The sequence below is a fragment of the Citrobacter sp. wls718 genome (genome assembly GCF_005280945.1).
In the GTDB taxonomy this organism is placed as follows: Bacteria; Pseudomonadota; Gammaproteobacteria; order Enterobacterales; family Enterobacteriaceae; genus Citrobacter; species Citrobacter gillenii.
Genome location: NZ_SZWV01000068.1, coordinates 166,316 through 187,256, shown reverse-complemented (window position 1 = coordinate 187,256; position 20,941 = coordinate 166,316). Strand labels below are relative to the sequence as shown.

Genomic DNA, 20,941 nt, shown 5'->3' with positions numbered 1-20,941 from the left:
CACGGTGCTTTTGGTGATGGGGTGCGCAATGTTACTTGCAGGCAAAGTCGCGGTGATTTTCGGGGGCAGCGGTGCAATAGGGTGTGCGGTTGCGCAGGTGATGGCACGCGAAGGGGCACATGTGTTCCTGGGTGCACGTAGCCAGCAAAATCTCAATCAGGCAGCGAGCCGCATTCGCGCGTCGGGTGGCTCGGTCGACACCTTTATCATCGATGAGCTCGACGAGCAGTCGACAGCTGAGCAGGTTATGCACCTTGTTCAGAACACCGGGGGGATTGACGTGGTGGTCAACGCCACCGGCTTTATGCACGATCAGGGTAAACAAATTGACGCATTATCCCTGGCGGAGTTTATGCGCGGCATCATCCCTTTTCTCACCGCACAATTCACGATCTCTAAAGCTGTCTCGCCACATATGGGCGGTGAGCGAGCAGGAACAATTATCACCGTTGTTGCCCCGGCGGCGTCCATGGCGATACAGGGACATCTGGGCCACATCGTTGGCTGCGCGGGAATCGAGGCATTTATTAAAGCGCTCGCCAGTGAGCTTGGCCCACAGAATATTCGCGTCCTTGGCGTGCGATCGCATGCCATTGTTGATGCAGTGCAAGCAGGGTCTTATACCGGAGAAATATTCGCCGCAAAAGCGCAGTCAATGGGGTTAACCGTCGAGCAATGGCTTGGTGGAGCCGCACAAAGTACGATGCTTAAGCGTCTGCCAACGCTGGCACAAATCGCCGAGGTCACAACGTTTCTGGCATCAAACCACGCCAGTGCGATGACCGCGACGGTAGTAAATGTCACCGGGGGCGCAACCGTCAGTTGATAAGCTGTGTCAGTACTACGACAGCCCGGCGATGCGCTCAACCATCACCAGGATATCGTCTCGCTGCAGCGGTTTTTTATCGGTCACAAAATGCAGCGTCATGCCTTCAATAAAGGCATCCAGCGCACGGGCCGTGGCGGGGTCAAACCACTGCTCTAAGGTTTGTTGACTGCGTTGCATCCAGTTTTGCATCACCGTTTTCAACGCCGGTTTACGGCTGGCGAACGCGTACAACTGGTACATAATCTCCATGTTATCCGGTGTGGTGACCTGCGAACTGTAAATCATCTCGGTAATGGCATGACAGGCCTGTGGCGCATCCATCACGTCCATAAAAAATGCCTGATATTGCCGCGACATAGTTTCGGTAAAATGACCGAATGCCTCCATCAGAAGCTCATCGATTCCCGAAAAATAATAGGTCATTGAACCCAACGGCACCTGCGCAATCGTTGCAATCTTACGATGCGTAACTGCATGAATACCATAAGTTATTACTGCGTCCAGCGTAGCCTGAACTATTTTTTCCCGCCGTTGTGGATCGTTCGCGCGTCGCACCGCATTTCCTCTTCTTGCATTTGTGTACAAATGTACACAACCTTGCTAATGTTGTCTCCTTTCCTCATTTCTTTGGCTCGAATTCATGACTGGCATCTCATCACGCAAAGCCTTAAGACGCCGAACCTGGGCGCTGTTTATGTTTTTCTTTTTACCAGGATTATTAATGGCTTCCTGGGCAACGCGTACCCCAGCCATCAGAGATATCCTCTCCGTTTCTACCGCTGAAATGGGGGCAGTATTATTTGGACTCTCTATTGGTTCGATGAGTGGCATTCTTTGTTCGGCCTGGCTAGTGAAACGATTTGGCACGCGGAAAGTGATCCGCACCACCATGTCATGTGCGGTTGTTGGTATGGCGATCCTTAGCGTGGCGCTATGGCTACATTCCGCCTGGCTATTTGCGTTTGGGCTGGGGGTTTTTGGTGCCAGCTTTGGTGCCGCAGAGGTTGCCATTAACGTCGAAGGTGCAGCGGTTGAGCGTGAGATGAACAAAACCGTGCTGCCGATGATGCATGGTTTTTATAGCCTCGGCACCCTGGCAGGCGCAGGCGTCGGGATGGTGCTCACCGCCTTTAGCGTTCCCGCCAATGCGCACATTCTGCTGGCGGCACTGGTGGCTATTGCGCCAATATTTATCGCCATCAAAGCGATTCCTGACGGCACCGGTAAAAATGCCGCTGACGGTTCTCACTCAGCCGAAAAAGGGCTGCCCTTTTACCGCGATATCCAGCTGCTGCTCATCGGCGTCGTGGTACTGGCGATGGCATTTGCCGAGGGTTCCGCCAATGACTGGCTTCCGCTCCTGATGGTAGACGGACACGGATTTAGCCCGACCTCAGGCTCCCTGATTTATGCCGGGTTTACGCTGGGCATGACCGTCGGACGGTTTACCGGCGGCTGGTTTATCGATCGCTACAGTCGCGTCGCGGTCGTACGCGCCAGTGCGTTAATGGGCGCGCTGGGTATTAGCCTGATTATCTTTGTCGACAGTTCGTGGGTCGCAGGTGTGTCCGTTATCCTGTGGGGACTCGGTGCGTCGCTGGGCTTCCCGTTGACTATTTCAGCCGCCAGCGATACCGGCCCCGATGCACCAACCCGCGTGAGCGTTGTAGCAACCACCGGCTATCTGGCCTTCCTGGTCGGGCCGCCGCTGCTGGGCTATCTGGGTGAACACTATGGCCTGCGCAGCGCCATGTTGGTGGTGCTGGCGCTGGTGCTGGTTGCGGCCATCGTCGCGAAGGCTGTCGCCAAACCAGACGTTAAAAATACCCCTGTGACGGAGAACAGCTAATGGCTATTAAGTTAATTGCAGTCGACATGGACGGCACCTTTTTAAGTGACCAAAAGACCTACAACCGTGAACGGTTTATGGCGCAGTACCGTCAGATGCAAGCTCAGGGGATCCGCTTTGTGGTCGCCAGCGGTAACCAGTACTACCAACTGATCTCTTTTTTCCCCGAGCTGGCCGAGGAAATCTCTTTTGTGGCGGAAAACGGCGGCTGGGTCGTTAGCGAAGGGGAAGATGTGTTTAACGGCGAGCTGGCTAAAGACGATTTTCAGACCATCGTGGATCATCTGCTAACGCGCACCGACATTGACATTATTGCCTGCGGAAAAAACAGCGCCTACACCCTGAAGCACTACAGCGACGAGCTAAAATCCGTCGCCGCCATGTACTACCACCGCCTCGAATTTGTTGATAATTTCAACAACATCAACGATGTATTTTTCAAATTCGGGCTGAATATCTCTGAAAAACAGATCCCGCAGGTTCAGTCTGCACTGCATGACGCGATTGGCGACATTATGGTTCCAGTGCATACCGGCTACGGCAGCATCGATTTAATTATCCCTGGCGTACATAAAGCAAACGGTCTGCGTCTGCTGCAACAGCGCTGGAATATTCGCGATGAGGAAGTCGTGGCGTTTGGTGATGGCGGTAATGATATTGAGATGCTGCGTCAGGCGGGGTTCAGTTTTGCGATGGCCAATGCCAACTATACCGTGGCCCGTGCGGCAAAATATCGTGCGGGGTCGAATAACGAAGAAGGCGTACTGGATATTATCGACCGGGTGCTAAAAAACGACGCACCGTTTACGCAATAACACCTCAGCACAGACGGCAACAAAAGAATGGCATGATCTCTTCATAATCCGCGTCACATTAATCCGCTGGATAAATATCTCCAGTGAATATTTTCAGGTGATCTGATGATGAAGAAAAGTGTACTAATAGTGGCAATATTGCTGGGGGTTGCGGGAACTGCACTGGCGCAAAGCGTCACCGTTGATGTACCAAGCGGTTATAAAGTTGTCGTGGTTCCTTCTTCCGTGAGCGTGCCGCAGGCGGTCAGCATGACCACCGCGCCACAAACGGTTTATGTTGCTCCGGCTCCTGCGCCGGCACCCGTTTATCGTGTACATCCTTATGCACGGCATGTCGCCAGCGTAGGCGAAGGGATGGTTATTGAGCATCAGATTGACGATCACCACTAAGTTCGCGTAAAGCCCGGGCAGCCGTCAACGCCTCATCGATTTTCAGCCGGACCAGGGTGTCGCTTCAGCTCTCTGGCTTTCAGCTATATCCGTTTTGCTGTTCAGAGATATTCAAGTAAAAGCGCAGGTGGTCAGTTGTGGGCTGGTCCGGCTGAAAATTGCCGACGTGTTTCCGTAAGGCCGGGAGAACCCGCAGGGATGCGGGTTCAGGGCGCGTTTTGCAGGGACGCTACCTCGCGCCCGGCCCGATAGCCTGGAGGAATAAGCGGAGGGGATTGCGAAGCAACAATTTTCCTGCCGGGAGCCGGGATTGTAAAGGGCGTGGCGAAGAACGCCCTTTACACGTTCACAGGAATCGGTGCCTCAGAAAAACGATGAACATGAGGTGAACGGAACCCTTTCTCTGAGAGAGCATATTCATCCCCCCCGCCGCCAACACATGTTGATGCTTTCTGATACCGAGACGTTAACTGAACGGTATTACGGATAGCCGGGCTTTATCCTTCCCGTGAATCCCCTACTCGCTTATCTTTCAGGAAAATAAACATCAGCGCCAGCCACAGTATCCCGCTGGCCAGATTAAACAGGCTAAACAGGCCGTTACCGCCGAGTAAATAAGCATGTTTGCTCAGCTCAATACCAACGGTAAAAATCAGCATCTGCAGCATGCCCATCGCGGCGGAAACCGTCCCTTTGCTCATGTCGCTGGCAAACAGCGTCAGGCGTACCAGCCCGGCATTCGCCACGCCAATCCCAAACGCATAAACACTCAGCCCTGCCGTCATCCACAAATAGGCATGGGAAGAAACCACCGTGGCCGCCGCGGCAATAATCAGCCCCACGGCGATTGGCCAGCCGCCCATAATAATCAGCGACCGTACCGTGCGTCGTGCGGTCAGGCGCGCCAGCACGAGGTTACCGGCGATCAGCGCACCAAAAATCGGCACCTGTAGCAGACCATATTCATAGCTGCTCAGCTGTTCACCGCTAATAATGATAATCGGGGATTGAGCGATCCACGCCAGCAACGGCAGACTGACAAAGCCCAACGCCAGGGCACCGGCGACAAAACGCACGTTCTTCAGCACCAGCTTGTAGTCTTTGCCCAGCTCTTTAATCGACAGCGTTTCACCGAGTCGGGTCGCGGTTTCAGGCATCGCGCGCTGCAGGCCAACAAAGGCGATGGCGGCCAGTACCGCAAACAGCACAAACATCCCTTCCCACGGCAGCACGTGCACCCAGGCCGCGCCGACCAGCGGGCCCAGCAACGGGGCAATCAGCGCCACGTTCGCCATCAGGGCGGTAATTTTAATGCATACCGCCTCTTCAAAGGATTCCTGAATCGCGGCATAGCCCACCGCGCCAATAAAGCACAGGCTAATGCCCTGCAAAAAGCGCAGGAAAGTGAATTGTTCAATGTTCTGCGCAAACAGCGTCGCAAGGCAGGTAACAATGAACCACACCACACCGGTTAACATCACCGGCCGACGACCAATACGATCCGACAGCGGTCCTAATAACCACTGCAAAAACATGCCGCCTGCCAGGTAAGCGGTCATGGAGGTGGGAACCCAGTCTAATCCGGCCTGATATTGCTCCACCACCGCCAGCATACCGGGCTGGATCATATCGTTGCCGATATACGTAGAGAATTCGTAAAGCACCAGACAGAGAGGGAAAAGTAATGCCTGACGCCCCAGTCGGGCGCCTGAAGATAAACGGTTGTGCATGCAGTCTCTTAACCAATGAAAAAACGCGCAAAGTGTAATAAATGCGCCGGACTGGTGATAGTGAATTATGTGATTTGGCCGCAAAATGCGCACATTTTTACACTCAGTTTCACAATGCTCTTTTGCTTTAAGGTTAATTTAAGTTGAACCCGTTATCATGCTCTATAGACGTCATTAATTATCTTAAAAATAGTCATTTAGCTGACAAATAAGACAACACCGCTTTTTATCCCGCTAAAGCGAACTTATGCTCTGCCTGATGGGACTCTTTTAACTACTGTCGTGAATCTGGATGTTATGCTGGAAAATCTGAACAACTCGCTATTTTACCTGATCAACGCCACGCCGGACTCTGCGCAATGGGCGATCGCGTTTGCCATCTTTATTGCTAAAGATCTGATCAGCATCGTGCCGTTGTTAGCTGTAATCCTGTGGCTTTGGGGCCCGCGCGACCACGTGACGACTCAGCGCAAACTGGTGATCAAAATGGCGCTGGCAATAATTGTCAGCCTGGTCATTTCATGGCTGATAGGACATCTGTTCCCACACGATCGCCCGTTTGTTAACCACATCGGCTACAACTTCCTGCACCATGCACCTGATGACTCTTTCCCAAGCGATCACGGCACCGTTATTTTCACCTTTGCACTGGCCTTTATATTCTGGCATCGCCTGTGGTCTGGCGCCCTGTTTATGGCGATTGCCGTGGCGATCGCCTGGTCACGGGTGTACCTCGGCGTACACTGGCCGCTGGATATGCTGGGTGGGTTCCTGGCAGCGTTAATCGGCTGCCTGAGCGCCCAGATGATCTGGCAACGGTTCGGCACCTCGCTGTATTCCGCGTTGCAGGCCTGCTATCGCACCTGCTTCGCCCTGCCGATCCGTAAAGGCTGGGTGCGTGACTAATCCACGGTAAAAAGAGTAGTATTAAGCGCGCGATATGAAACGCTTATTCTACTCACCAGGGGAACTATGGAAACACGACGCGACGAGCGTATTGGTCAATTGCTGCAGGCGCTGAAACGCAGCGATAAATTACACCTTAAAGAAGCCGCGACGCTACTTGGCGTATCTGAGATGACCATCCGTCGCGACCTGAATAATAACGATGCCCCGGTCGTGTTGCTGGGGGGATATATTGTTCTGGAACCCCGTAGCGCCAGCCATTACTTAATCAGCGACCAAAAGTCCCGGCTGGTGGATGAGAAACGTCGCGCGGCCCAACAAGCTGCGAGCCTCGTTCAAGCGCATCAGACGATCTTTTTTGACTGCGGCACCACCACGCCGTGGATCATTGAAGCTATTGATAACGATCTGCCTTTCACCGCGATTTGCTACTCGCTGAATACCTTTCTGGTACTCCAGGAAAAACCGCTGTGTCGCGTCATCCTATGTGGCGGTGAATTCCACGCCAGCAACGCTATTTTCAAACCACTCGATTTCCAGGAAACGCTGAACAACCTGTGCCCGGATATCGCGTTTTATTCTGCGGCTGGCGTACACATTGACAAAGGTGCAACCTGTTTTAACCTGGAAGAACTACCGGTGAAGCATTGGGCGATGTCGATGGCGCAGTATCATGTACTGGTGGTGGATCACAGCAAGTTTGGTAAGGTGCGTCCCGCTCGGATGGGTAATCTGAAACGCTTTGATAGCATCATTAGCGATACCCGTCCTGACGATGAGTTTGTTGATTACGCAAAAGCGCAGCACATTAAACTGGTGTACTGAAATGACATTGCCGGACGCACAAACGCTGTCCGGCAATAACGGTGATTAAGAGAACCAGCCACCAAACCACTGGTGGAATTTCATCATCACAAAGTCCCACATCCGGCTAAAGAAACCGCCCTCTTCAACGGCCTCCATCACCATCAGCGGACGCTGTTCAATGGATTTCCCGTTCAGCTGGAAGTCGATCGTCCCGACAACCTGGCCTTTCTTCAGTGGCGCGGTTAATTGCGGTTCGGTCAGTGTAAAGCTGGCTTTCAGATTTTTAAGCTGACCGCGCGGAATAGTCACCGAACCGGCTTCGCCTGCGCCCAGGTTAACTTCACTCTTATCACCGAACCAGACGCGCTGGGTCACAAAGGTGGCATCCGGTTTAATCGGCGTGACCGTTTCAAAGAAGCGGAAGCCCCACGTCAGCAGCTTCTCTGACTCATTGAATCGAATACGGTCGGTTTTCGCTCCCAGCACTACCGAGATCAGGCGCATATCGCCCTGGGTGGCGGAAGCCACCAGGTTATAACCCGCGCCCGTAGTGGTGCCCGTTTTCATCCCGTCCACGTTCAGGTTGGTGCTCCACAGCAGGCGGTTGCGGTTCGGTTGGCGAATTTTATTAAAGGTAAACTCTTTTTCTTTATGAATGGCGTACTCTTCCGGCACATCGTGGATGAGTGCTTTACCGAGCAAGGCCATGTCGCGCGCGGTACTGAACTGCCCCGGCGCATCCAAACCATGCACCGTCTGGAAGGTGGTATTCGTCAGCCCCAGCTTTTGCGCATAGCCGTTCATCAAACCAATAAAGGATTCCTGGCTGCCAGCCACGTAATCTGCCAGTGCGATACATGCATCATTACCCGACTGAATAATAATGCCTTTGTTCAGATCGGAGACCGCTACCTGATCGCCGGGTTTCAGGAACATCACTGAAGACCCACGCAGAGCCGGGTTGCCCGTCGCCCAGGCATCTTTTCCTACGGTAACCATGTCGTTCAGGTTAATTTTCCCGGCCTTCAGCGCCTGGCCAACCACATAGCTGGTCATGATCTTGGTCAGACTGGCTGGATCCAATTTCTCATCAGCATTGCCCTCCGCCAGCACCTTGCCGCTGGCGTAATCCATTAAGATCCACGCGCGCGCATCCACGCTCGGCGGCGCGGTGGGTTGCTCTACCGCCTGTGCGGTCGGTGCCAAAAGGAATAACAGCGCTGAACCTGCGGCGAAACTGCGAAGGGAAGAGAAGTATTGCGTCATAAATGCCACCCGAGTATCCATTCCAAAAAACCACGTCATAACACACCATGTTTACACAAACTGCATCGGCCAAACCCGCGCAGAAGCGGCCTGATGGATGACGTGTAAAATAAGTGCGGTGAGTAATAACGCACTAACGAGCTTAAAGAAACCGTAAGTTGGTAAAGTTTTTAAAGTTTATGCAATAACACTGCGCTGCGCCGCTTTCATCACGATTTTTTTACGTGTTGTTGCGTAAATATTAGGTTTACCCCACCATGTAACGGGTTTAATACCGAATGCAGCCATCAAGCTGCTCAATGATTACGCGGGGTTACTATGATTACACTGTGGGGTCGCAATAACTCGACCAACGTGAAAAAAGTGTTGTGGACGCTTGAAGAACTGGAACTGCCGTATAACCAAATACTGGCGGGCGGGCAGCACGGTATCAACCGAGATGCTGACTACCTGGCGATGAATCCAAACGGTCTGGTCCCCCTGCTACGCGATGATGAAACCGACGTTTTACTGTGGGAATCCAATACCATCGTCCGCTATCTGGCCGCCCAATACGGGCAAAAACGGCTGTGGATCGATGCCCCGGCAAAACGTGCAGAAGGCGAAAAATGGATGGACTGGGCTAACCAGACGCTAAGCCCTGCTCATCGGGTCATCTTATTTGGTCTGGTCAGAACACCGGCAGAACAACGCGACCAGGCGGCCATTGACGCAGGCGCGAAGGTTTGCGACAACCTGTTTGCCATGCTCGACAACGCGCTGGCCGACCAACCGTGGTTCTCCGGGGACGAGTTTGGTACCGGCGATATCGCCATCGCCCCGTTTATCTACAACCTGTTTAACGTTGGCCTGAGCTGGACCGAACGTCCTCACCTTGAGCGTTGGTACCAGCAGCTTACCGAACGTCCAGCGTTCCAAAAAGCGGTGATGATCCCGGTCAGCTGATGCTGTAGCGCTGCGGCTACCGGGGGCTCACCTTCAGTAGTTGCCCGTCGGACTCGTCGGTTAACACATACAAATAACCGTCTGGTCCGACACGCACATCGCGGATCCGCTGTCCTCTTTCGCGTAAAATACGCCCGTCCTCAGTAACCTGATTCCCGTTAACGCTTAAAACGATCACATCCTGGTCTTTTAACGCGCCAATAAACACCTTCTGCCGCCACTGCGCAAAGGTATCGCTATTGTAAAAAGCCATCCCGCTGACCGCCGGCGACTTTTCCCAGTAGAAAACAGGCTGTTCCGTACCCTCAACAATTCCACCTTTAGCCTCAGGTATTTTTAAACCGCTGTAGTTCATCCCCCAGGTCGCTAACGGCCAGCCGTAGTTTTTGCCTTTCTCGGGGATATTAATTTCGTCGCCACCGCGCGGGCCATGTTCGTTGAGCCACAGCGTGTCACTCCAGGGATTCATCGCCATCCCCTGTGGATTACGGATGCCATAGGACCAAATCTCAGGTCGAGCACCGGCCTGGTTCACAAATGGATTATCCGGCGGAATGCTGCCCTCATCGGTCAGTCGCACCACCTTACCCTGCAGCTTGTCCAGATCCTGAGCGGTAGCGCGCTGGTTATTTTCACCCAGACCAATAAACAGGTGGCCTTTACCGTCAAACACCATGCGGCCACCAAAATGGTTGCCGGTTGAAAGTTTTGGCATCTGGCGAAAAACCGTCTGGAACGCCTGCAGATGTTTGAGATCGTCGCTCAGTCGTCCATAACCGACTGCCGTACCGGCCTTACCCTCATGGTCGGCTTCAGCAAAGCTGAGCCAAACCCGCCGGGAACGTTCAAAATCCGGGGCGAGCACCACATCGAGTAACCCCCCTGACCGTGCGCCCAAACCTTTGGTACCCCGGTTAGCGGATCGGAAAGTCCTTCCCCCGCCTGCCATAGTCGCAACTGTCCACCCCGCAGCGTGAGTAATATGCCGCGGTTGTCAGGTAAAAAGGCCAAGGACCAGGGGTGATCAAGTTTGGTTTGCAGCACCTCAACCTTCAGCGCAGACGGTTCAGCACTGGTGTGAGGGGCAAACAGTAACAGTGGGGCCGCACAGAGAAAGAGTCGCCGCATAACACCTCCTTAATGGCTCTGCATAAAGCGTAGCCAGCAAGGGGCAATTTCCCGCAACTTTTACACAATCTTAACGAAAAGGGGGAGCGCCCTCCCCCGGATTCAGACATGTTCCAGCGTTGAGTACATTTGCAAACACTGGATACTCAGCGTCAGCGTTGTCAGGCAGTTTTCCAGTTTCTCTGCGTTAACGGCGATAAAGGTCGGACAATCGTGATGTCCGCTCATCAGACAAACAGCCGCGGCGGCTAACGCGCCTTCAGCACGGCGCAGGGCATTCCACTCTTCCTGGTCAAGATGCATACCGTGGAGCTGTGATTGGTCATCATGCAGTTCGCGATTCAGTGCAAAAAAATTATCCCGCAGACGATCGCTCTCACTCACTGACATATAGCCTTTCGCTTTCCTCAACAACAGATAAGCGGCGAGATCGATACGGGCGTTTATCAACTTGTTGAGAAGATCGGTTCTCAGTCTGTCAACGACCATACTTTGTTCCTCCTCTTTCCAACCATGGTGCAACTTAATAGTATGGTCGTTTTTTGAACAAATTGATGCTCCACGTCAATAAACCATAATTGATTAACATTATTTACAATGTTACAACGCACAGAGAAACCGTCTGTTTCTGACGTAGCGATAATTTTTTGCTATACCTGATGGGGTTACTGTCGCGACACGGATGATGAGGGGTCTATGTCAAAAGCAAATGATGCCGAGAAGATACGCACGCTATCAAAGATAGACCTGAATCTGCTCACCATTTTCTGTTTAATTTATAGCGTAGGGAGCATTACCCGCGTCGCCGATATGCTGAATATTTCTCCCTCGGCTGTCAGTCAGTCGTTAAAAAAACTGCGCGAACTGATGGGAGATAATCTTTTTGTTCGCAGCGGCAATGCGTTATTACCAACCGTCTATTCCGACGAGCTTTACGACAATGCAATCCCGATTATTGATAAACTGTCGCTGCTAATGCCACATACTTCCCCAGCATCCAGAAAAAGGCTCACGCTGTATACGGAATCGTTTATTTCACCGATCGTTATTCCCGACGTTACGGAAAAAATAATCAGCAATAACGCGGATATCAGTCTCCTGCATCTTACCGCTGATTTAAATGAGCAGAGTATTATCGAGCTGCTCACGATGCGGCAGGCTGATGTTGTTTTTTCTACCTTTTCCGTGGAGTCAGGCAGTATTTCCTGTCACAAAATATGTGATATGCGGCTGGTACTGGCAGCGTCACAAAATAATACGTTGTATGGTCATTCGATCAGTGAGGAAATGTTCAGAAGTGCCAATCTGGTGGGCTACAACACTAAAAACGAGAAAATAATTTATCACCGCAGCATCGTGGATAAAAAATTCAGAACCGGGGATCGCTGCCTGCTAACCTCTTCTTTTACCGCGATCCTCACGATTGTCGCGAATACCCAATGTTTAGGGGTGATCCCAGAAAAAGTCTTCGCCACGCATGCGCCACTTTATGGCCTGAAAAAAATCAATACGCCGTTCCCGTTACCGCAATTCAGTATTTTTGCCTCATCGCGCAAAGAAACCAATACCCATAAGCTCCTGGCGCCAATTCTCGCCGATTTACAAGCATCCTCCCTGTTCTGAAAACCAGGGAGAACACCCGTTGTGATTAAGGGTTAGACATGGATCCGGGTAATACGCCAAATATTATTGGCGTATTCCTGTACCGTTCTGTCCGACGAGAAGTACCCCATATTGGCAATATTATGCAGCGTTTTCGTCGTCCACTCACGGGGAGTACGATACAACTCATCCACAGAGTCCTGGCAATCAACATAGCGGCGATAATCCGCTAACACCTGATAATGGTCACCAAAGTTGATCAATGAATCGAGGATGTTGCGATACCGCCCAGGCTCCTGTGGACTAAACAGGCCGGTGCCAATTTGCGTCAGTGCCTGATGCAGTTCGGCATCATTCTCAAAAATCGTTCTTGGGTTATAGCCGTCACGTCGTAAGGCGTCGACTTCCTGCGCCGTATTACCAAAGATAAAGATGTTATCTTCGCCGACATATTCCTGCATTTCAATATTAGCCCCGTCCAGCGTGCCAATGGTCAACGCACCATTTAAGCCAAACTTCATATTGCTGGTACCGGAAGCCTCGGTCCCTGCCAGTGAAATTTGCTCGGAAAGGTCAGCCGCCGGAATAATTAGCTGCGCCAGGCTGACGCTGTAATCCGGGATAAACACCACCTTCAGCTTGCCGCCGATTTGTGGATCGTTATTCACCCGCTGTGCCACGTCATTTATTAAGCGAATAATCTGTTTCGCCATGTGGTACGACGAAGCAGCCTTACCGGCAAAGATATTCACACGAGGAACCCAGTTTTCCTCCGGTGCAGCTTTAATACGGTTGTAGCGTGTAATCACGTGGAGCACGTTCAATAATTGACGCTTGTACTCGTGAATACGCTTCACCTGTACATCAAACAGGGCCGCAGGATCCACCACCACCCCGTACTGGGTGGCAATATGGTGCGCCAGCCGCTGTTTATTTTTGTGTTTCGCGCGATGCACCGCATCGTTCACGCTTGGATAATCAATATACTGTTTCAGATCAGCAAGCTGCATCAGGTTAGTGCGCCAGTTCTGACCGATATTCTCATCCAGTACGTTTGCCAGCGGCGGGTTCGCCAATGCCAGCCAGCGACGGGCCGTCACGCCATTCGTGACATTAGTAAACCGCATCGGGAAGATACGCGCAAAATCAGCAAACAGTGATTCCGTCATCAATTTTGAATGTAATGCCGACACGCCGTTCACTTTATGACTGACCACGACGGCCAGCCAGGCCATCCGCACCACCCGGCCATGCGATTCATCAATTAACGAGACCCGTTTAAGCAGCTCACTGTCATCATGATATTTATCCGCCACGGATTTCAGGAAGCGATCGTTAATTTCAAAAATAATTTGCAAATGGCGCGGCAGGATCCGGCTCAGCATCTCTACCGGCCATGTTTCCAGCGCTTCACTCATCAAAGTGTGGTTGGTATAGGAGAAAATCTGACAAGTCACGTCAAACGCATCATCCCATGCAAATTGATGATTATCGATTAACAGACGCATCAATTCCGGGATCGCCAGAACCGGGTGGGTATCATTAAGGTGAATCGCGATTTTATCAGCCAGATTATGATAAGTTTTGTGCAGTTGATAATGCCGGCTCAATATGTCCTGAATGGTCGCTGAGGCCAAAAAATAAGCCTGGCGTAGGCGCAGCTCGCGCCCGGCGTCGGTGGAGTCATCCGGGTACAGCACCCGCGAGATCTTTTCAAAATGGTATTTGTTTTCCACTTCAACGGTAAAATCATCATTCAGATTTACTTTGCCTGAATTGACTTCACTATTAACCTGCACATTCCACAAGCGCAATGTATTGGTGCTGTCGGTGTTATAACCTGGGACAATCTGGTCATGAGCTACGGCCAGAATATCCTCGGTCTCAATCCAGCGGACTTTGCTGCCTTCCTGCTGAACACGACCGCCAAAGCGCACTTTATAGTGGGTATTATGACGCTTAAATTCCCACGGATTTCCGTATTCTAGCCAATAGTCCAGCGACTCCTTCTGCACCCCATTAACGATATTTTGTTTGAACATACCGTAGTTGTAACGGATACCGTAACCGCATCCCGGTAAACCCAACGTGGCCAGCGAGTCAAGGAAACAGGCCGCCAGACGTCCGAGACCACCATTGCCAAGCCCTGGATCGTTTTCTTCGTCAATCAGCTCTTCCAGATCCAGTCCCATGGCTTCGAGCGCGCTGTTCACTTCGTCATAAATCCCCAGAGACAGCAGCGCATTCGACAATGTACGCCCAATCAAAAACTCCATCGACAGGTAATAAACCTGACGGGCATCCTGAGAGAATTGCGCCCGGTTTGAACGATGCCAGCGTTCGACCATGCGATCGCGCACGGCATATAGCGTAGCGTTTAACCATTCACGTTTAGTGGCAATGGCCGGATCTTTACCAATGGTAAATAAGAGTTTATTGGCAATATCATCCCTGAGTTTATCAACATCAATTTCGGCGGCTGTAGGAAGTGGGGAAATATACATATCAGCGTGACCTCGCAGAATCGGACAGGGGCAGAAAAATAAAATAAAAATAAAACACAAATAAATTTATGAGCGTTGATTCTTTTGCGGACTCACTTCATGACGAGTAATAGAATGAAGTTCATTCATTAATAAGCGCCAGCTTAAACCAGTGGCGAGCGAAATATAATATAAGCTCACACCATTAGCATAAAGGGTTCTCGCCATTTTAAGTTTTGACTGCAAAGCAATATCTTTCAAATTTAACCTCATGAATAACGCTCGACATATTAAATTTAGAAGACTTCTTCTCTATAGCCAAGAAGTGACACTTAAAGCCGGAATTAGACTCTCTAAATACCTTGCTCCTGCCGATAAGCCAATTACCGGTACTCCCCATTTAGAGCGTCCGACTTATGAACATCAGAGATAGATGTCACGCGATGGCATCTGTATAATCCCCCGATTACGAGCAATGTACAGTATAAGAAAATGGCAAAAATTGGTTTTATTTCACTAGGTTGTCCGAAAAACCTCGTTGATTCTGAGCGCATCCTGACTGAACTTCGTACCGAAGGTTATGACGTGGTGCCGAATTACGACGACGCGGATATGGTTATCGTTAACACCTGCGGCTTTATCGACAGCGCGGTACAAGAATCACTGGAAGTGATTGGCGAAGCGCTGAACGAGAACGGCAAGGTGATTGTCACCGGCTGTCTGGGCGCGAAAGTCGATCAGATCCGTGAAGTTCACCCGAAGGTGCTGGAAATCACCGGACCGCACAGTTACGAGCAGGTTCTGGAACACGTTCACCATTACGTGCCAAAACCAAAACATAACCCGTTCCAGAGCCTGGTTCCTGAGCAGGGCGTCAAGCTGACGCCGCGTCATTACGCCTATCTGAAGATCTCTGAAGGGTGCAATCACCGCTGCACGTTCTGCATCATTCCGTCCATGCGCGGCGATTTGGTCAGCCGTCCCATCGGCGAGGTACTCAGCGAGGCCAAGCGCCTGGTTGATGCGGGCGTCAAAGAGATTCTGGTTATCTCCCAGGATACCTCCGCTTACGGCGTGGATGTGAAGCACCGCACCGGCTTCCATAACGGTGAGCCAGTGAAAACCAGCATGGTTGATCTGTGCGAGCAGCTGTCGAAACTGGGTATCTGGACTCGTCTGCACTACGTCTATCCGTACCCGCACGTCGATGATGTCATCCCGCTGATGGCGGAAGGCAAAATCCTGCCGTATCTGGACATCCCGCTGCAGCATGCCAGCCCGCGTATTCTTAAGCTGATGAAGCGCCCAGGTTCGGTAGACCGCCAGTTAGCGCGTATTAAGCAGTGGCGTGAAATCTGCCCTGAACTGACCCTGCGTTCAACGTTTATCGTCGGCTTCCCGGGTGAAACCGAAGAAGACTTCCAGATGCTGCTCGATTTCCTGAAAGAAGCACGTCTGGATCGCGTCGGCTGCTTTAAATACAGCCCGGTAGAAGGTGCGGGGGCCAATGCGCTGCCGGATCAAATCCCGGAAGAGGTGAAAGAAGAACGCTGGAACCGCTTTATGCAATTGCAGCAGCAGATCTCTGCTGAACGCTTGCAGGAGAAAGTCGGCCGAGAAATTCTGGTCATCGTCGATGAAGTTGATGAAGAAGGCGCGATTGGTCGCAGCATGGCAGACGCCCCGGAAATCGACGGCGCGGTGTATATGAATGGCGAAACCAACGTGAAGCCTGGCGATATCATCCGCGTGAAAGTCGAAAACGCAGACGAATATGATCTGTGGGGCAGCCGCGTTTAACTCATCGTCACCCAACAGTAGGCCGGATAAGGCATTTACGCCATCATCCGGCCTACTGTTTATCCTTTAATCTTCGGGTCCAGCGCGTCGCGCAGGCCATCACCCAATAAGTTAAACGCCAGCACCGTCAGGAATATTGCCACCGCCGGGAATATCGCCACGTGTGGAGCAATCACCATATCCGCCCGCGCTTCGTTGAGCATCGCGCCCCACTCCGGCGTCGGTGGCTGAGCACCCAATCCCAGGAACGACAAACTCGCGGCGGAGATGATCGACGTCCCGATGCGCATGGTAAAAAAGACCACGATCGACGAGACCGTCCCCGGCAAAATATGGTTGAAGATAATGGTCGTATCGCTGGCGCCAATGCTGCGCGCCGACTCAATAAACGTCTGCTGTTTGAGCACCAACGTATTCCCACGCACCAGTCGCGCAAAGGCTGGAATGGAGAAGATAGCGACGGCAATTATCACGTTAGCAATGCCGCTGCCGAGCACCGCCACCACCGCTATCGCCAGCAGAATACCCGGAAAAGCGAATAGCACATCGCAGATACGCATAATCAGCCGATCCCACCAGCCTTCGTAATAACCTGCCAGCAGACCCAACACCGTACCTATGGCCGCGCCAATAAATACGGCAAACACCCCTGCCGCCAGCGAAATTTGCGCGCCAACCAGCACGCGGCTAAAAATATCCCGCCCCAGCGAATCGACGCCAAACCAGTGCAACATCGACGGCCCATCATTGAGGCGGTCATAGTCGAAGTAATTCTCGGCATCAAACGGCGTCAACCAACGGGCAAATATCGCCACCAGGATCAAGGCCAGCACGAATAACCCGGCGATCATCGCCACACGCTGGCGACGAAAACGCCGCCAGAACTCGTGCCACGGCGTGCGGATCTGTTCAGGCTTAACGAGCGGCATTGCATTTAAAATCGCCTGTCGGCGCCAGTTAAAAAATCGCATCCTTACTTGTACCTGATAGCCGGATTAATGGCGGCATAGAGCACATCCACCACTAAGTTAATAAGAATAAACTCCAGAGAAAATAACAGCACCTCGGCCTGAATCACCGGGTAGTCTCGCATTTCTACCGAGTCCACCAACAATCGTCCGAGCCCTGGCCAGTTAAAGACTTTCTCAACCACAATGGAGCCACCAAGCAAAAAGCCAAACTGCAGCCCCATCATCGTGACGACCGGGATCATCGCGTTACGCAAACCGTGTTTTAACACCACCCAGGTTTCACTCACCCCTTTTGCCCGCGCGGTGCGCATGTAATCTTCGCTGAGCACATCGACAAACGAGGCGCGGGTAAAACGCGCCAATACCGCTGCCACCGCCGCGCCCAGCGTGATAGAGGGCAGGATATAATGCTGCCAGGAATCCGCGCCCACGGTGGGTAACCAGCCGAGCTCCACGGAAAAAATCTGCATTAACAGCATGCCGAGGGCAAACGCCGGGAAGGAGATCCCGGTGACCGCAAGGGTCATACTCAACCTGTCCGGCCAGCGATTTCGCCATACGGCGGCGATGATCCCTGCCGTCATGCCAAACAAGACCGCCCACGTCATGCTGGCAATCGTCAACCAGAATGAGGGCATAAAGCGGCTGGCAATCTCTTCAGCAACCGGACGACGCGACACCATCGAGGTGCCAAAGTCACCTTGCAACACGTTCGTCATGTAATGCCAGAACTGAATATGCAGCGGCTGGTCCAGACCCAACTGCTGGCGCACCAGCTCAATCACCTCAGCGTCGGCCTCCGGTCCGGCAATCAACCGGGCCGGATCGCCTGGCAACAAATGAACAAATAAAAACACCAGCACCGCGACGATAAGTAGCGTTGGAATCAACCCCAGCAGGCGCTTGAAAACATAATTAAGCATCAGACTCCCTTCGGCGGCCCCCGGTGTTCAGGGGCCGAATGAATAGCTTATTGCAAATCCGCATCATCAAAACTAAATCCGGTGTCCGGCATAATCCAGAATCCGGTCAACTTGGTACTGTGCGCAGAGATCAGTTTCTCCACCACCAGCGGGATCCACGGCGACTCTTTCCAGATGATATCCTGTGCATCTTTGTACAATCGCGCTTTTTCGCTCGGATCGTTCGTTTGCAGCGCCGCGGCTAAATCGCTGTCCACCTGCTTGTTACTGTAAAACGCCGTATTAAACAACGTTGGTGGCCAGTTTTGCGAAGCAAATAGCGGTGATAATGCCCAGTCAGCTTCGCCCGTCGACGCCGACCAGCCGGTGTAGAACATCCGTACCCCGCTCTCTTTCTGCGCCTTACCTTCAACTTCTGCCGCCCGCTGTCCGGCATCCATCGCCGTCACCTGCGCCTTCACGCCGACTTGCGCTAACTGCTGCTGGGTAAATTGCAGCACTTTCTGCGCGGTGCTGTGATTATGCGATGACCACAGCGTGGTGGTAAAGCCGTTGGGATAACCCGCCTCTTTCAGCAACTCACGGGCTTTCGCCGGATCGTAAGGCCACGGCGTATAGCTTTGCGCGTAGGCTATCGCGGGCGGCAGCACGCCGGTCGCCGGTGTGGCGTAACCGGCAAATGCCACTTTTACCAACGCCTGGCGGTTAATGGCATAGTTCAGCGCCTCACGCACCTTCGGATTATCAAACGGTTTTTGCGTCACGTTCATGCTGATATAACGCTGCATGATCGACGGACTGGCAACCAGTTCCAGGTTTTTGTTCTTCGCCAGTAATGCGGCCTGCTCGTAAGGGATCGGGAAGGCAAATTGTGCCTCGCCGGTCTGCAACATCGCCGCACGGGTGTTATTGTCGGTCACCGGACGCCAGGTAATCGTATCAAGCTTCGGCAGGCCCTGCTGCCAGTAACCAGCGAACTTTTTCACCTTCACAAAATCGGTCTGATTCCAGGTTTCAAGCTGATAAGGCCCGGTACCCACCGGATGGAAGCCGATATCTTTACCGTATTTCTTCAGCGCCGCCGGCGATATCATTGCCGTTGCCGGGTGCGCCAGGATATTAATAAACGCCGAGAACGGCTGTTTCAGCGTGATCTTCACCGTCGTCGCATCAACGGCCTCGGTGTTAGCGATATTTTTATACAGGTTATAGCGTTTAAGATGATTTTCCGGATTGCTGGCTCGCTCAAGGTTAGCTTTCACCGCCTCTGCATTGAAATCGGTGCCATCCTGAAACTTCACCCCCTGCCGCAGTTTGACGGTATAGGTTAAGCCGTCATCGGAAACGGTATAGCTTTCTGCCAGCACATTTTTCAGCTTCATCTCTTTATCAAGACCGAAAAGCCCCTGATAAAACGACTTCGCCACCGCCTGCGACAGCGTGTCATTCGCGTCATAGGGGTCGAGCGTAGTAAAATTAGATCCTACCGCCACCACCACGTCTTTAGCCGACCAGGCAGGGGACGCAGCCAGTGCAGAGGCAACCCCCAGCGCAACCAGCCATTTACGAGCAACAATTTGTCTCATGTTATTCTCCTGAACCCTGCCTGTTATAGACGCGAAAGCGCATTTTCCACCTGCGGACGCGCAACATAATGCCCTGGCCCCACTAACTGGAGTGACACCGGGGAAATCTCTTCTCCGCGCTTGCGGATATTGCTGGGGATATCATCCGACAGCAGCACCCGCTGCGGCCGCTGATGAGAGGGATCGGCAACCGGAACCGCCGCCATTAATTTGCGGGTATACGGATGCTGCGGATTTTCAAACACCGCCCGACGGGGACCAATCTCGACAATCTGCCCCAGGTACATCACCGCCACACGGTGGCTGATACGTTCGACCACCGCCATATCGTGAGAAATAAACAGGTAGGCGATGCCCATTTCCCGCTGGAGATCGAGCAACAAATTAATAATCTGCCCACGAATCGAGACATCCAGCGCCGAAACTGATTCATCGGCAATGATCACTTTTGGATTGAGGGCCAGCGCCCGGGCAATACAGATACGCTGACGTTGGCCACCGGAAAACTCGTGCGGATAGCGCCAGGCGTGTTCAGGGAGTAGCCCCACCCGCTCCAGCAGCCAGGCGACCCGTTTTGCCGCGGCGTCCCCTTGCAGTAGACCGTGCACCCGCAGCGGCTCGAGAATGGAATAACCTACCGTCTGACGCGGGTCGAGCGACGCATAGGGATCCTGGAAAATAAACTGAATATCCCGACGGAGCGGCTGAAGCTTGCTGCTGGCCAGCGTGTCTATCCGCTGACCGTTAAAGGTGATCTCCCCGTGCTGAGACTCCACGAGTCGCAACAACGCCCGTCCGGTAGTAGATTTACCACAGCCGGACTCCCCGACCAGCGAGAGCGTTTCGCCTGGCCACAGATCAAAACTGACGTTTTCCACCGCGTGCACCTCGCGGGTCACGCGATTGAGAAT

The 20,941-nt window shown here is 52.6% G+C and carries 18 protein-coding genes and 1 pseudogene; 9 read left to right on the top strand and 10 right to left on the bottom strand.

The genetic code is table 11. The annotated features are described in order from the left end of the window. Positions 1–28: 28 nt before the first annotated feature. Complete coding sequence (locus FDW95_RS13550) at positions 29–826, top strand: SDR family oxidoreductase (protein WP_115258964.1); 798 nt, start codon at positions 29–31, stop codon at positions 824–826. A 15-nt stretch (positions 827–841) separates the two neighbouring features. Here FDW95_RS13550 and FDW95_RS13545 read toward each other — a convergent pair whose 3' ends face one another. Further along, entirely contained in the window at positions 842–1,384 is a 543-nt protein-coding gene (locus FDW95_RS13545) for a TetR/AcrR family transcriptional regulator (protein ID WP_115258965.1), read from the bottom strand. Positions 1,385–1,469: 85 nt separating this feature from the next. Between FDW95_RS13545 and FDW95_RS13540 the strand changes: the two genes are divergently transcribed. From FDW95_RS13540 to FDW95_RS13530, 3 genes are all read left to right on the top strand, one after another. Then, positions 1,470–2,678 carry an MFS transporter gene (locus FDW95_RS13540; protein ID WP_096757718.1) on the top strand — a complete coding sequence of 403 codons (1,209 nt, stop codon included), beginning with the start codon at positions 1,470–1,472 and terminating at the stop codon, positions 2,676–2,678. Beyond that, a complete protein-coding gene (locus tag FDW95_RS13535; RefSeq protein WP_115258966.1) occupies positions 2,678–3,493 on the top strand; it encodes a Cof-type HAD-IIB family hydrolase in 816 nt (271 codons plus the stop codon). The genes FDW95_RS13540 and FDW95_RS13535 overlap by 1 nt, the downstream gene beginning before the upstream one ends. A 102-nt stretch (positions 3,494–3,595) precedes the next feature. After that, positions 3,596–3,883, top strand: coding sequence for a hypothetical protein (locus FDW95_RS13530; RefSeq protein ID WP_115258967.1), 288 nt, complete (start codon positions 3,596–3,598; stop codon positions 3,881–3,883). Positions 3,884–4,380: 497 nt separating this feature from the next. Here the strand turns inward: FDW95_RS13530 and FDW95_RS13520 are convergent, their stop codons facing one another. Then, entirely contained in the window at positions 4,381–5,613 is a 1,233-nt protein-coding gene (locus tag FDW95_RS13520) for an MFS transporter (protein ID WP_096757721.1), read from the bottom strand. A 297-nt stretch (positions 5,614–5,910) separates the two neighbouring features. Between FDW95_RS13520 and ybjG the strand changes: the two genes are divergently transcribed. Next, positions 5,911–6,519: an undecaprenyl-diphosphate phosphatase gene (ybjG, locus tag FDW95_RS13515; protein WP_115258968.1), complete on the top strand. Its 609-nt coding sequence runs from the start codon at positions 5,911–5,913 to the stop codon at positions 6,517–6,519. 66 nt (positions 6,520–6,585) lie between these two features. Further along, on the top strand, positions 6,586–7,344 hold the full coding sequence (gene deoR / locus FDW95_RS13510) for a DNA-binding transcriptional repressor DeoR (protein WP_115258969.1): 759 nt from the start codon (positions 6,586–6,588) through the stop codon (positions 7,342–7,344). Between the two features lie 45 nt (positions 7,345–7,389). Here deoR and dacC read toward each other — a convergent pair whose 3' ends face one another. Further along, a complete protein-coding gene (dacC, locus tag FDW95_RS13505) occupies positions 7,390–8,592 on the bottom strand; it encodes a serine-type D-Ala-D-Ala carboxypeptidase (RefSeq protein WP_115259972.1) in 1,203 nt (400 codons plus the stop codon). A 318-nt stretch (positions 8,593–8,910) separates the two neighbouring features. Here dacC and FDW95_RS13500 point away from each other — a divergent pair, with 318 nt between their 5' ends. Then, positions 8,911–9,537, top strand: a complete 627-nt coding sequence (locus tag FDW95_RS13500; RefSeq protein ID WP_096757724.1) for a glutathione S-transferase family protein — start codon at positions 8,911–8,913, stop codon at positions 9,535–9,537. 16 nt (positions 9,538–9,553) lie between these two features. Here FDW95_RS13500 and FDW95_RS13495 read toward each other — a convergent pair. Then, positions 9,554–10,665 (bottom strand): annotated as a pseudogene (locus FDW95_RS13495) (PQQ-dependent sugar dehydrogenase). A gap of 102 nt (positions 10,666–10,767) precedes the next feature. Next, complete coding sequence (gene bssR / locus FDW95_RS13490; RefSeq protein ID WP_096757726.1) at positions 10,768–11,154, bottom strand: biofilm formation regulator BssR; 387 nt, start codon at positions 11,152–11,154, stop codon at positions 10,768–10,770. A 207-nt stretch (positions 11,155–11,361) separates the two neighbouring features. On the opposite strand from bssR, the gene FDW95_RS13485 reads away from it, so the two are divergent. After that, positions 11,362–12,288: a LysR family transcriptional regulator gene (locus FDW95_RS13485; RefSeq protein WP_115258971.1), complete on the top strand. Its 927-nt coding sequence runs from the start codon at positions 11,362–11,364 to the stop codon at positions 12,286–12,288. A gap of 32 nt (positions 12,289–12,320) precedes the next feature. Here the strand turns inward: FDW95_RS13485 and glgP are convergent, their stop codons facing one another. After that, on the bottom strand, positions 12,321–14,771 hold the full coding sequence (gene glgP, locus FDW95_RS13480) for a glycogen phosphorylase (RefSeq protein WP_115258972.1): 2,451 nt from the start codon (positions 14,769–14,771) through the stop codon (positions 12,321–12,323). Positions 14,772–15,242: 471 nt separating this feature from the next. On the opposite strand from glgP, the gene rimO reads away from it, so the two are divergent. Further along, positions 15,243–16,550 (top strand): 30S ribosomal protein S12 methylthiotransferase RimO, encoded by a 1,308-nt coding sequence (rimO, locus tag FDW95_RS13470; protein ID WP_115258973.1) that lies wholly within the window; start codon positions 15,243–15,245, stop codon positions 16,548–16,550. A gap of 59 nt (positions 16,551–16,609) precedes the next feature. On the opposite strand, the gene gsiD is transcribed toward rimO, so the two are convergent. From gsiD to FDW95_RS13450, 4 genes are all read right to left on the bottom strand, one after another. Beyond that, positions 16,610–17,521, bottom strand: a complete 912-nt coding sequence (gene gsiD, locus FDW95_RS13465; protein WP_096757731.1) for a glutathione ABC transporter permease GsiD — start codon at positions 17,519–17,521, stop codon at positions 16,610–16,612. A gap of 2 nt (positions 17,522–17,523) precedes the next feature. After that, positions 17,524–18,444, bottom strand: coding sequence for a glutathione ABC transporter permease GsiC (gene gsiC, locus FDW95_RS13460; protein ID WP_096757732.1), 921 nt, complete (start codon positions 18,442–18,444; stop codon positions 17,524–17,526). Between the two features lie 47 nt (positions 18,445–18,491). After that, positions 18,492–20,030, bottom strand: a complete 1,539-nt coding sequence (gene gsiB, locus FDW95_RS13455) for a glutathione ABC transporter substrate-binding protein GsiB (RefSeq protein WP_096757733.1) — start codon at positions 20,028–20,030, stop codon at positions 18,492–18,494. Between the two features lie 23 nt (positions 20,031–20,053). Further along, the coding region (locus tag FDW95_RS13450) for an ATP-binding cassette domain-containing protein (protein WP_137363530.1) at positions 20,054–20,941 on the bottom strand (888 nt) is incomplete at its 5' end.